General features: G+C 70.6%; 12 protein-coding genes. 6 read left to right on the top strand and 6 right to left on the bottom strand.

Annotated elements, in window-relative coordinates; genetic code table 11:
• Positions 1–292 precede the first annotated feature (292 nt).
• The 6 genes from lpdA to ABZ915_RS31325 all read left to right on the top strand — a co-directional run bounded on the left by lpdA (position 293) and on the right by ABZ915_RS31325 (position 9,263).
• On the top strand, positions 293–1,681 hold the full coding sequence (lpdA, locus tag ABZ915_RS31300; RefSeq protein ID WP_361810196.1) for a dihydrolipoyl dehydrogenase: 1,389 nt from the start codon (positions 293–295) through the stop codon (positions 1,679–1,681).
• Positions 1,682–1,747: 66 nt separating this feature from the next.
• On the top strand, positions 1,748–3,583 hold the full coding sequence (gene sucB, locus ABZ915_RS31305) for a 2-oxoglutarate dehydrogenase, E2 component, dihydrolipoamide succinyltransferase (protein ID WP_361810198.1): 1,836 nt from the start codon (positions 1,748–1,750) through the stop codon (positions 3,581–3,583).
• 203 nt (positions 3,584–3,786) lie between these two features.
• The gene (locus tag ABZ915_RS31310) at positions 3,787–4,410 is read left to right on the top strand and encodes a GntR family transcriptional regulator (protein ID WP_361810200.1); all 624 of its coding nucleotides are present in this window, start codon (positions 3,787–3,789) and stop codon (positions 4,408–4,410) included.
• 503 nt (positions 4,411–4,913) lie between these two features.
• Positions 4,914–7,616 carry a pyruvate dehydrogenase (acetyl-transferring), homodimeric type gene (gene aceE, locus ABZ915_RS31315; RefSeq protein ID WP_361810202.1) on the top strand — a complete coding sequence of 901 codons (2,703 nt, stop codon included), beginning with the start codon at positions 4,914–4,916 and terminating at the stop codon, positions 7,614–7,616.
• 91 nt (positions 7,617–7,707) lie between these two features.
• Positions 7,708–8,688: a WYL domain-containing protein gene (locus ABZ915_RS31320; protein WP_361810203.1), complete on the top strand. Its 981-nt coding sequence runs from the start codon at positions 7,708–7,710 to the stop codon at positions 8,686–8,688.
• A gap of 56 nt (positions 8,689–8,744) precedes the next feature.
• Positions 8,745–9,263, top strand: a complete 519-nt coding sequence (locus ABZ915_RS31325) for a DUF4240 domain-containing protein (protein ID WP_361810646.1) — start codon at positions 8,745–8,747, stop codon at positions 9,261–9,263.
• A gap of 3 nt (positions 9,264–9,266) precedes the next feature.
• Here the strand turns inward: ABZ915_RS31325 and ABZ915_RS31330 are convergent, their stop codons facing one another.
• From ABZ915_RS31330 to ABZ915_RS31355, 6 genes are all read right to left on the bottom strand, one after another.
• Positions 9,267–9,461: a hypothetical protein gene (locus ABZ915_RS31330; RefSeq protein ID WP_361810205.1), complete on the bottom strand. Its 195-nt coding sequence runs from the start codon at positions 9,459–9,461 to the stop codon at positions 9,267–9,269.
• 72 nt (positions 9,462–9,533) lie between these two features.
• Positions 9,534–10,370, bottom strand: coding sequence for a hypothetical protein (locus ABZ915_RS31335; protein WP_361810207.1), 837 nt, complete (start codon positions 10,368–10,370; stop codon positions 9,534–9,536).
• Positions 10,371–10,472: 102 nt separating this feature from the next.
• The gene (locus ABZ915_RS31340) at positions 10,473–10,673 is read right to left on the bottom strand and encodes a DUF397 domain-containing protein (protein ID WP_361810209.1); all 201 of its coding nucleotides are present in this window, start codon (positions 10,671–10,673) and stop codon (positions 10,473–10,475) included.
• A gap of 533 nt (positions 10,674–11,206) precedes the next feature.
• Positions 11,207–11,617 carry a PIN domain nuclease gene (locus ABZ915_RS31345; RefSeq protein WP_361810211.1) on the bottom strand — a complete coding sequence of 137 codons (411 nt, stop codon included), beginning with the start codon at positions 11,615–11,617 and terminating at the stop codon, positions 11,207–11,209.
• The gene (locus tag ABZ915_RS31350) at positions 11,614–11,847 is read right to left on the bottom strand and encodes a type II toxin-antitoxin system VapB family antitoxin (RefSeq protein ID WP_361810213.1); all 234 of its coding nucleotides are present in this window, start codon (positions 11,845–11,847) and stop codon (positions 11,614–11,616) included. Before ABZ915_RS31350 ends, ABZ915_RS31345 begins: the two co-directional genes overlap by 4 nt.
• A gap of 186 nt (positions 11,848–12,033) precedes the next feature.
• Positions 12,034–12,573: an RDD family protein gene (locus ABZ915_RS31355; protein ID WP_361810215.1), complete on the bottom strand. Its 540-nt coding sequence runs from the start codon at positions 12,571–12,573 to the stop codon at positions 12,034–12,036.
• Positions 12,574–12,590 lie beyond the last annotated feature (17 nt).

Here is a 12,590-nt window from a genome sequence, read left to right on the forward strand (position 1 = left end):
TGTTGTGTTTTGTGCTGGGTGTCGTTCTCCGTGGGGGGCGGGGGGGGGGGGGGGGGGGGGGGGGGGGGGGGGGGGGGGGGGGGGCGCCGGCCCCCCCCCCACACCCCCTTGCACATCTGAACGTGGGACGTCTCACACACCGGCCCCGCGTCTCGAACTCAAGCGACAAGTGCGAAGATGGGGCACGGCAGGACAGGGCCCCCACCACAGGGCCGAAGAAAGAGCGGCCGGACACCAGCCGCCGCCCGGTCGACGCAGACCGGCGTACGGCGCAATGCATGGAGGACGTGACGTGGCGAACGACGCCAGCACCGTTTTCGACCTAGTGATCCTCGGCGGTGGCAGTGGCGGTTACGCCGCGGCCCTGCGCGGGGCGCAGCTGGGCCTGGACGTCGCCCTGATCGAGAAGGACAAGGTCGGCGGCACCTGCCTGCACCGGGGTTGCATCCCCACCAAGGCCCTGCTGCACGCGGGCGAGATCGCCGACCAGGCCCGCGAGAGCGAGCAGTTCGGCGTCAAGGCCACCTTCGAGGGCATCGACGTCCCCGCCGTCCACAAGTACAAGGACGGTGTCATCTCCGGCCTGTACAAGGGACTCCAGGGCCTGATCGCCTCCCGCAAGGTGACCTACATCGAGGGTGAGGGCCGGCTGTCCTCCCCGACCTCCGTCGACGTGGGCGGCCAGCGCATCCAGGGCCGTCACGTCCTGCTGGCGACCGGCTCCGTGCCGAAGTCGCTGCCGGGCCTGGAGATCGACGGCAACCGGATCATCTCCTCCGACCACGCCCTCGTCCTGGACCGCGTGCCCAAGTCCGCGATCATCCTGGGCGGCGGTGTCATCGGCGTCGAGTTCGCCTCGGCGTGGAAGTCCTTCGGCTCGGACGTCACGGTCATCGAGGGCCTGAAGCACCTCGTCCCGGTCGAGGACGAGAACTCCTCCAAGCTTCTTGAGCGCGCCTTCCGCAAGCGCGGCATCAAGTTCAACCTCGGCACCTTCTTCCAGAAGGCCGAGTACACGCAGGACGGCGTCAAGGTCACCCTCGCCGACGGCAAGGAGTTCGAGGCGGAGGTCCTCCTCGTCGCCGTGGGCCGCGGCCCGGTCTCGCAGGGCCTGGGCTACGAGGAGCAGGGCGTCGCGATGGACCGCGGTTACGTCCTGGTCGACGAGTACATGCGGACGAACGTCCCGACCATCTCCGCCGTCGGTGACCTGGTCCCCACGCTCCAGCTCGCGCACGTCGGCTTCGCCGAGGGCATCCTGGTGGCGGAGCGTCTGGCCGGTCTGAAGGCCGTTCCGATCGACTACGACGGTGTCCCGCGGGTGACGTACTGCCACCCGGAGGTCGCCTCCGTCGGTATCACCGAGGCCAAGGCCAAGGAGATCTACGGCGCGGACAAGGTCGTCGCTCTGAAGTACAACCTGGCGGGCAACGGCAAGAGCAAGATCCTGAACACCTCGGGCGAGATCAAGCTCGTCCAGGTGAAGGACGGCGCGGTGGTCGGCGTCCACATGGTCGGCGACCGCATGGGCGAGCAGGTCGGCGAGGCCCAGCTGATCTACAACTGGGAGGCGCTGCCGGCCGAGGTCGCGCAGCTCATCCACGCCCACCCGACGCAGAACGAGGCGCTCGGCGAGGCCCACCTGGCCCTCGCGGGCAAGCCCCTGCACTCGCACGACTGACCCTCGGTCGAAACACGTCGAAGCGACGACACAGACTTCCGCAACTCGTAAGGAGCAACCGAAACCATGGCGGTTTCCGTAACCCTTCCGGCGCTCGGCGAGAGCGTCACCGAGGGCACTGTCACCCGCTGGCTGAAGGCCGAGGGCGAACGCGTCGAGGCCGACGAGCCGCTGCTCGAGGTCTCGACCGACAAGGTCGACACCGAGATCCCCTCGCCCGCCGCCGGTGTGCTGGCCTCCATCAAGGTCGCCGAGGACGAGACCGTCGAGGTGGGCGCCGAGCTGGCCGTCATCGACGACGGCACCGGAGCCCCCGCGGCTGCCCCGGCCCCCGCCGCCGAGGCCGCCCCGGCCCCCGCGCCGACCCCCACGGCCGCCCCGGCCGCCCAGACCCCGGTCGCCCCCTCCACCGAGCAGGCCGCCCCGGCCCCGGCCCCGACCGCCGAGGCCGCCGCCGGTGCCTCCGGCGCCCAGGGCACGGACGTGGTCCTGCCCGCGCTCGGTGAGTCCGTCACCGAGGGCACCGTCACCCGCTGGCTGAAGGAGGTCGGCGAGTCCGTCGAGGCCGACGAGCCGCTGCTCGAGGTCTCCACGGACAAGGTCGACACCGAGATCCCGGCGCCCACCTCCGGTGTGCTGCTGGAGATCGTGGTCGGCGAGGACGAGACCGCCGAGGTCGGCGCCAAGCTCGCCGTCATCGGCGCCCCGGGTGCCGCCCCGGCCGCCGCTCCGGCTCCGGCCGCCCCGGCGCCCGCCGCCGCCCCGGCCCCGGCTCCCGCCCCGGCCGCGCCCGCCGCCCCCGCTGCTCCGGCGCCCGCGCCCGCTCCGGCCCCGCAGGCGCCCACGGTTCCGGCCCCGCAGCAGGTGACCACCCCGGCCCCCGAGCCGGTGCCGTCCGCTCCGGTGCCCGCCCCGGCCCCGGTCACGCCGGCCACCGCGCCGACCTCTCCGACCGCCACCCAGGCGACCGACGAGGGCGCGTACGTCACCCCGCTGGTGCGCAAGCTCGCCGCCGAGAACGGCGTCGACCTGTCCACCGTCAAGGGCACCGGCGTCGGCGGCCGCATCCGCAAGCAGGACGTCATCGCCGCCGCCGAGGCCGCGAAGGCCGCCGCCGCTGCCCCGGCTCCGGCCGCGGCCGCCGCTCCGGCCAAGAAGGCCCCGGCGCTGGAGGTCTCCCCGCTGCGCGGCCAGACCGTCAAGATGCCCCGCATCCGCAAGGTCATCGGCGACAACATGGTCAAGGCGCTGCACGAGCAGGCCCAGCTGTCGTCGGTCGTCGAGGTCGACGTCACCCGCCTGATGCGGCTGCGCACCCAGGCCAAGGACTCCTTCGCCGCGCGCGAGGGCGTCAAGCTCTCCCCGATGCCGTTCTTCGTGAAGGCGGCGGCCCAGGCGCTGAAGGCCCACCCGGTCATCAACGCCAAGATCAACGAGGCCGAGGGCACGATCACCTACTTCGACTCCGAGAACGTCGGGATCGCGGTGGACTCCGAGAAGGGCCTGATGACCCCGGTCATCAAGCACGCGGGCGACCTCAACATCGCCGGTATCGCCAAGGCCACGGCCGAGCTCGCGGGCAAGGTCCGGGCCAACAAGATCACCCCGGACGAGCTGTCCGGCGCGACCTTCACCATCTCCAACACCGGTTCGCGCGGCGCCCTGTTCGACACGATCATCGTGCCGCCGGGCCAGGTCGCGATCCTCGGCATCGGTGCCACGGTCAAGCGTCCGGCCGTCATCGAGACCGAGGAGGGCACGGTCATCGGCGTCCGCGACATGACCTACCTGACCCTCTCCTACGACCACCGCCTGGTCGACGGCGCCGACGCGGCCCGTTACCTGACGGCGGTCAAGGCGATCCTGGAGGCGGGCGAGTTCGAGGTCGAGCTCGGCCTCTGAGTCTCCTGCTCAGGCAGCACCGCACCCCGTCCGGATCCTTCCGGGCGGGGTGTTCGTGCTTCTCGGGGCGCTCACCGTGTAAGGCTCGTCTCACCTGCACAAAAGCGCCCCCGTGCGCCCCTCCCGCGGAGCGAACCCGCCGTATTGTCTAAACGTCAAAGCCCCCCGGGGGCCGCAGCACGGCCCCTCCCTAAGGAGCCCCCATGACCGCGCCCGTCGTCCACTCGCTGCGCGAGCAGATCCGCGAGCACATCGTGGAGGGAATCGTCAGCGGGCGCTGGCAGCCGGGCGAGCGCATCGTGGAGCGCCGGATCGCCACCGAGCTGGAGGTGAGCCAGACCCCCGTACGCGAGGCGCTGCGGGAGCTGGAGTCCCTGCGCCTGATCGAGTCCGCGCCGAACAAGGGCGTACGCGTACGGAACCTGACCGCGGCCGACCTGGAGGAGAGCTACCCCGTCCGAGCCGGCCTGGAGGCCATCGCGGCGGAACTGGCGGCCGACCGCCTCGCGGAGGACTGCTCGGCCCTGGAGCCGCACGTACTGGCCCTGTACGAGGCCGACCGCGACGCCGACGGCACGGGCCAGGTGCGGCACACGGTGGCCTTCCACCGCGAACTGGTCCGCGCGGCCGGCAACTCGGTGCTGCTGCACACCTGGGAAGGGCTCGGCATCGAGGTCTTCACCGCCCTGTCCATCCGCTGGCTGGGCACGGTCCAGCAGTCGTACGCGGAGGAGCACGAGGAGCTGGTGCAGGCCTTCAAGCGCCGGGATCCGCGGATCGCGGAGCTGGTGAAGGCCCACGTCCTGGGCTGCGCGCCGCGTGCCTGACCTCCTCCCGCACCACGAAACACCCGCGGCCCGAACGCCGGGCCCCGCGCGCCCCCCGCATCACGGAACAGGCTGAGCCCCACGCCTGGCCCGCGCGCCACGCGCCTGACCTCCTCCCGCACCACGAAACACCCCCCGCCCAAACCCCACCGCCCCGCGCCACAACCCCCGCATCACGGAACAGGCGAAGCCCCACGCCTCGGCCCACGCGCCACGCGCCTGAGCCCTGCCGAACAGCAGAGCACTCACCCGCTCAAACGCCGCCCGACCTGCGAAAACTCCGCCCGATCACGACACTCGGTGCCCTCGCCGGAGGCACCCCGTGCCGACTTTCTCGAAATCAAGAGGTTTTGCCCCTCAACCCTTTGATCGATCATCGATCAGGGAGTTAAAGTCACCGACGGACCTCTACCGGGGTCCTTCGCCCTGTCCTGCCAAAGACCAAGGGCAACCCCGAACCCTTACCGATGAGGGAACCCCCTTCGACTGAGGAAGGCGGCGACATGACCGACCCCAACGCCATCCAGCCGAGCGCGCTCGACCAGCTCCCGGACCGCGACCCGGAGGAGACCGCCGAATGGCAGGCCTCCCTGGACGCCGTCGCCAAGGAGGCCGGGCCGCACCGCGCCGCGTACCTGATGCGGCGCACGCTGGAGCGCGCCGAGGCGGGCGGCATCGCGCTGCCGAAGCTCCTCGAGACCGACTACGTCAACACCATCCCCACCTCCGCCGAGCCGGGCCTGCCCGGCGACCCGGAGCTGGAGGCCCGGATCACCGCGTGGAACCGCTGGAACGCGGCCGCGATGGTCACCCGGGGCAGCAAGCACGGCGTCGGCGGCCACATCGCCACCTTCGCCTCCGCGGCCTGGCTGTACGAGACCGGCTTCAACCACTTCTTCAAGGGCAAGGAGGCCGACGGCTCGGGCGACCAGCTCTACATCCAGGGCCACGCCTCCCCCGGCATCTACGCCCGCGCCTTCCTCGACGGTCGGCTGAACGAGGCGCACCTCGACAACTTCCGCCAGGAGGCCGGCGGCAACGGCCTGCCCTCCTACCCGCACCCGCGCCGCCTGCCCTGGCTGTGGGAGTTCCCGACGGTGTCGATGGGCCTCGGCCCGCTCTCCGCGATCTACCAGGCCCGCTTCAACCGCTACCTCACCAGCCGCGCCATCAAGGACGTCTCCGCGTCCCACGTCTGGGCCTTCCTCGGCGACGGCGAGATGGACGAGCCGGAGTCGACGGCGGCCATCGCGCTCGCCGCCCGTGAGGAGCTGGACAACCTCACCTTCGTCATCAACTGCAACCTCCAGCGCCTCGACGGCCCGGTCCGTGCCAACTTCAAGATCGTGCAGGAGCTGGAGGCCCAGTTCCGCGGCGCCGGCTGGAACGTCATCAAGACGCTGTGGGGCTCCGCCTGGGACGAGCTGTTCCAGCTCGACACCACGGGTGCGCTCGTACGCCGCCTGCGCCAGGTACCGGACGCGCAGGTCCAGACGTACCAGACCCGCGACGCCGCCTACATCCGCCAGGACTTCTTCGGCGCCGACCCGGCGCTCGCGGAGATGGCGAAGCTGCTCAGCGACGACAAGATCCTCGAGTGTTTCCACCTCTCGCGCGGTGGTCACGAGGCCCGCAAGGTCTACGCCGCGTACAAGGCCGCCGTCGAGCACAAGGGCGCGCCGACCGTGATCCTGGCCCAGACGGTCAAGGGCCACACCCTCGGCCAGGGCTTCGCCTCGAAGAACGCCAACCACCAGATGAAGAAGCTGTCGGTGGACGAGTTCAAGGCGATGCGCGACCTGCTCGAACTGCCGATCAAGGACAGCGACTTCGCCGACGGCGTGGTCCCCTACGGCCACCCGGGCGCCGACTCCCCCGAGGTCCGCTACCTCCAGGAGCGCCGCGCGGCCCTCGGCGGCCCGGCCCCGGCCCGCCGCACCCATGCGCCGGCCCCGCTGCCCGCCCCCGCCGAGAAGGCCTTCGCCTCCTTCGACAAGGGCTCCGGCTCCCAGAACGTGGCCACCACCATGGCCTTCGTCCGCCTCATCAAGGACCTGGTCCGTGACAAGGAGACGGGCAGGCGCTGGGTGCCGATCGTCCCCGACGAGGCGCGCACCTTCGGCATGGAGAGCCTCTTCCCGTCCCTCGGCATCTACTCGCCGAAGGGCCAGACGTACGAGCCGGTCGACCGCGACCAGCTGATGTACTACAAGGAGGCCAAGAACGGCCAGATCCTCAACGAGGGGATCACCGAGGCCGGTTCGATGGCCGACTTCATCGCCGCGTCGACCGCGTACGCGACGCACGGCGAGGCGATGATCCCGTTCTACATCTTCTACTCGATGTTCGGCTGGCAGCGCACGGCCGACCAGATGTGGCAGCTCGGCGACCAGCTCGGCCGCGGCTTCCTCGTCGGCGCCACGGCGGGCCGTACGACGCTGACGGGCGAGGGCCTCCAGCACGCCGACGGCCACTCCCCGGTGATCGCGGCGACGAACCCGGCGGCGCTGACGTACGACCCGGCGTTCGCGTACGAGGTCGCGGCGATCGTCAAGGACGGTCTGCGCCGGATGTACGGCGAGGCGGCCCCGGGTGAGGACCAGAACGTCTTCTACTACCTGACCGTCTACAACGAGCCGCTGCCGCAGCCCGCCAAGCCGTCGGGCCTCGGCATCGACGAGGGCATCGTCAAGGGCCTGTACCGCTTCAACACGGCGGAGTCGGCGGGCATCACCCCGCCCGCCAACGCCCCGCGCATCCAGCTGCTGGGCTCCGGCACGGCGATCCACTGGACGCTCAAGGCGCAGCGGCTGCTCGCCGAGGAGTGGGGCGTGGCGGCCGACGTCTGGTCGGCCACCTCCTGGACGGAGCTGCGCCGCGACGCGCTGGAGGCCGACGCGGCCCTGCTGCGCGGCGAGGAGCGGGTGCCGTACCTCCGCCAGGCGCTGCACGGCGCCGAGGGCCCGGTGCTCGCGGTCTCCGACTACATGCGCCAGGTCCCCGACCAGATCGCGCAGTGGGTCGAGCAGGACTGGTCCTCGCTGGGCGCCGACGGCTTCGGCCTCTCGGACACCCGTGACGCGGCCCGCCGTCACTTCGGCGTCGACGCGGAGTCGATCGTCGTCGCGGCCCTGGCCCAGCTCGCCAAGCGCGGCGAGGTCAAGGCCACGGCGGTGAAGGAAGCGCGGGAGAAGTACGGCCTGTAATAGTCCCTGGCTGCTGGAAGGGGCACGGCGTGATCGCCGTGCCCCTTCGTCGTCGATGCTCATTGTCAGTGGCCCCCGGCATCATGAACGCATGCGCGCCGCCCGCCTGATCAAGATGGTGCTCCTGCTCCAGTCCCGTCCCTCCATGACCGCCGCGGAACTCGCGCGCGAGCTGGAGGTGTCGGAGCGCACGGTCACCCGGGACGCGCAGGCGCTGTCGGAGGCGGGCGTGCCGGTGTACGCGGACCGGGGCCGGGCCGGGGGCTACCGGCTGATCGGCGGCTACCGGACCCGGCTGACCGGCCTCGCCCGCACCGAGGCGGAGGCGCTGTTCCTGTCCGGGGTGCCCGGGGCGCTGCGCGAGATGGGCCTGGAGGACGTGGCCTCGGCGGCCCATCTGAAGGTGTCCGCGGCCCTGCTCCCCGCCTTCCGTGACGCCCCGCGCACCGCGGCCCAGCGCTTCCACCTGGACGCGCCGGCCTGGTTCCGTGAGCCGGAGACACCCGCGCTGCTGCCCGCGGTGGCCCAGGCGGTGTGGGACGACCGCTGCGTGACCGCCCGCTACCGGCGGGACGGTACTTCGGAGGCGGAGCGGGAGCTGGAGCCGTACGGGCTGGTGCTGAAGGCGGGGGTCTGGTACCTGTGCGCGCGGGTCCCGGAGGCGGGCGCCTTCCGGACGTACCGCATGGACCGCTTCACCGCCGTGGACGTCTCGCCGACCCGCTTCCACCGGGACGAGGACTTCGACCTGCCGGGCCACTGGGCGGAGCGGGCGGAGGGCTTCGCCCGTTCGATCCTGCGGGCGGAGGTGGTGGTCCGGCTGACGGCGGAGGGGGTGCGGAAGCTGCCGTGGGCGGTCGATCCGGTGTCCGCGCGGGACGCGATACGGGCGGCGGGCGAGGCGGGCGACGACGGATGGGTGACCCTGACCCTGCGGGTGGAGTCCGAGGAGGTCGCGCACAGCCAGCTCACCGGGCTCGGCCCGGAGGTGGAGGTGCTGGCGCCTCAGTCGCTGCGGGCGGCCTTCGCGCGGGACGCGAGGCGGCTGGCCGAGCTGTACCCCTCCGCATAACGATCCGCCGCACTCCACGTGCGCCCCTGTGCCCGAGGGCCGATGCTGGACCCGTGATGGACGAGATGGAGTTCTGGGAGCTGGTGGACGCCACCCGTGAGGCCGCCGAGGGCGATCCCGAGGAGCAGGCCGACGTGCTCGTGGACCGGCTTCTCCAGCTTGACCCGGACATGATCCTGGACTTCGCCCGTCACTTCGAGGCCCGCTACAACCGCGCGTACACCTGGGACCTGTGGGGCGCCGCCTGGGTGCTCCTGGACGGGGCGAGCGACGACGCCTTCGACTTCTTCCGCTGCTGGCTGATCGGCCAGGGCCGCGAGATCTACGAGGGCGCGGTGCACGTCCCTGACTCCCTGGCCGAGCTCCTGGACGACTTCGACGAGGAGATCGACGGCGACGGCGAGGAACTGGGCTACGCGGCGGACGAGGCGTACGAGCAGCTCACCGGCACGGTGGCCCCCGACCTGGGCATCGCCCCGGCACCGGCGGAGCCGGAGGGCACCCCGGTCGACTTCGAGAACGAGTCGGCCCTCGCCGAGCGGTATCCGCGTCTGTGGGCCCGCTTCAAGGAGTGAGGCTCACGCGGCGGCGCGGCGCCGGCCGGTACTGTCCGCCGGGATGTACGCCTGCGCCGGCTCGGCCCGCACCGTGTGGTGCATCGGCGCCGCGTTGGCCTGCTCCAGCGCGGAAGCGGTGACGGCGGCCGGACCCAGGACGACCGCGGCAACGGCGCAGACGACGGTCCAGGCACTCTTCTTCATCTCGCTGCTCATCTTGATCCCCACCTTCGGTCAGTACGTACCCCTGACGCTAGGGCGCCCCGCTCAGCGAGATCAGTGAGCCACCTACGAGCAACCTGTGAGCGCGGCGCGGACGAGGGCGATGCCGTGGAGTGCGGCCGGGGCCTGCGCGGTAGGGGGCGACGGGACCAGTCCCACGCAACGGCGACAGATGCCCGTCCCCACACCCCGGGGCAGCGGATCCCGGCACTCGCCGCACTCGACCAGCCGCTCGACCGGCGTGCGTGGCGCGGGGGTGCGGCTCTCCAGGCGGTACGCGAGGAGCGCGGCCGGGGCCCGTACGGGCCGGGGCAGGTCCGCGGTCAGAGCATGCCGGAGCTCGGCCTCCGTGGCACCGGCCGTAGCGAGCCAGCGCGCGGCGAGAGGTGCGAGCCGCTCGACCTCACGGGCACCGAGCCGAAGGGCGGGCGTGTGATCGCCGAGCCGGACCAGGAAGGCCGCGGCGGCCGGGTTGGAGGTGTTCTCCTCGGTGTTCTCCCCGACAGGGGATGCGCCGACGGCCTGACCGGTCTCGTCACCGGCGGGCGGGTCCTGGTCACTCGAAGCCCGTACGACGTTGAAGGCGGCGGCGATCTCGGCGTCGGTCGTCAACGCGACGTTGGAGACGAGCACTTGCGTGGACCACCGGCCGGTCTCCGGGTCCTGCGTCCGCCGGGTATGGAGGTAGCCCTCTTCTTCCAGCTGCCGCCGGGCCTTGCGCACCGCGAGACGCCCTTCCGGCATCTTCTCGCCGATGCTCTGGACGGTCTCGCGTGAGCCCTCGGGGAGGGACAGCGCCCATTGCAGAAGCCGTACGGCGGTCCCGTTCAGCCGGGGATGCCGGATGATCTCGTTCGGGGTCTGGGAGAAGAACCGGGCGGGAGGGATAGCATGCTTGAGCATCGCGGTGGACCTCTATTCCACTCGTCGGTGAAGGCCCTCAGAGCGGTGTTGGCGCACCACTGAGGGCCGCTCCGTGTTGGCGCACGGAGCGTGATGGCGCGATTACTCTACCGCCGTCCGGGCGGCGAACTTTACGAAAGTCGTCCATTCGTCCGCCGAGAAGGCGAGGGTAAGGCGGGAGTTGGCTTTCGAGTCGCGGATGTGGACGGTGGGGGCGGAGGGTTCGTGGGCGGCTTCGAGGCACTGCCCACCCGCGTCGCCGCTGTAACTGGACTTGAACCACGTCAGATGCCCGGTGTTCATAGCGCGCTCGTCATCCCCTCGATCAGCTTCGCGGACTCCCCCGGCGGGAGGGCCTGGGACCGGATCATGCCAAACCGCGTGACCAGTTCGCTCACCTCTTGCGGTCCTCGATCACAAGACCTCCGGCCTGCCCTTCAACGTACGCCGCCCATTCCCGTCCGGGCGTCTCCAGCGGCGTCCAGGCTCCATTGAACCCGGCATGCGACTCAACCTCGGTCGGCATGATCTCGCGATCTGCTTGCCTCTCCCGACCGTGACCATGACTGCCCCACCGATGCTGGTAGTCAAGCCAAAAACCTGAAGTGCCTGGCCGTTCTTGAAATCCTCGATGTCTCCCTCGGAGGTACGCCGCCGGATCCGCGCCCACCGTAAGAGCACATCCAACCCCGTCTCCGTCCCCGCAGCACGCCGCGCCTTCTGCATCCCAGCTCTCCTTTCACCTCGACTTCGCGCCCACCTTGGGCGGTGTCGTAATCCTCCGCGCCGAAGTTACGCAGCTGTCCCTGGACAGCTCGTCACGTCCGTCGTGGTGTTCACCTGGAACGAGCGTCCTTCTGCTGAAGCTCTTTGAGCACCCCGGCCACGGTGACGAAGTCGTTGTCCACGTGGAGGACGGTGTGCCCGTGGTGAACCGCGGTGGCGCAGACAAGCAGGTCGATGGCTCCGGCCGCGCGGTGCTGACCTTGCTGCGTCAGCTTGTACTGGGCGGCGTCCACCCAGCGCCAGGCGTTCTTCGGGACCGGGGAGAGGCGGCACAGCGCGTCCAGATCCTCAGCCAGCTCGTCCCGGTGAGACGGACCGGTGGCCGAGTACAGGAACTCGACGCGCGTCGGCTCGCAGATGTGGAACATGCCGGCGGCGATGTGGCTTTCCCAGGACCCCAGTGCTCCCGGGGTCCGGAACAAGTGCCAAAGCGCCGAAGTGTCGAGCAGGTAGGTGATCACTCGAAGGCCGCCCGCCGCGCCCGCTTCATCGCGTCGTAGGCGGCCGAGGCCTGCTCGAACTCACCCCTGGCTCCTCGCTCAGCCAGCCGCTCGGCAGCCTCCAGCCGCTTGATCCGTGCCACGTAGTCACGCAGGGCGGCGTTGACGGTTTCCTTCTTGGTCGTGGTACCCATGAGCCGCATGGCCTCGGCCAGCGCCTCGTCGTCGAGGTCGATCTGAGTCACGGACACGTTGATCAACCCTTCCCTGTTGGCGATATACATGAACACGGTACATCGCCAACATGCCTCAGGCGCTGCGACGGGGCACGGATCAGGACGGCCCCGCCCGCTGGGATCGACTGTCACCGCCAGTACTGGCGACTAGCCCCTGAAACGCACCAAAAGATCATGCAAAACCGAAATGCCGGATGGGGCCTATCCCCTAATCGCCGGCCACCGCACAACAACTGTGCGGGCCGCGCGGTCGGACTTGCTCTGGTGATACGCCCCCCGGTCCTTGGCCATCTGCGCCAGCAGGATCGCGCCGACCAGGATGTTCAGCACCGGGAGCGCCATGAAGGCTCCCCGGTCGAGCTCCCTGATGAACGTGTCCTTCCAGGACGGCGGAAGCGTCCCGTCCGACCACAGCCGCACGACTCTCAACCCGCACATCCGCTTGCCGACCGTGGTCCCCCACCAGTGCACGAGCGGGAGGTAGTACAGCAGGCCGCCTGCGCAAAGTCCCACCGGGATGGCGAACAACATCGCGACGTCGTCGGTCGAGGCCGCTGCGGCCATGAAACCGAAAAGTGCGAACACGGACGCTATGACCGTGTCCACCAGGCGCGCCACGGTCCTCCGCCCGTGAGACGGCAACGGAAACACCGGCCTGCCTACCGCACAAGCAGCGGCACTCTCATCGAGCACATACACGACCGTCGCCCCGTCAGGCCGCTGCCCCCGCAAGGGGTCCATATTGGCCAGGTGCCCCT

It is taken from the genome of Streptomyces sp. NPDC046915 (assembly GCF_040644935.1).
Taxonomy (GTDB): Bacteria; Actinomycetota; Actinomycetes; order Streptomycetales; family Streptomycetaceae; genus Streptomyces.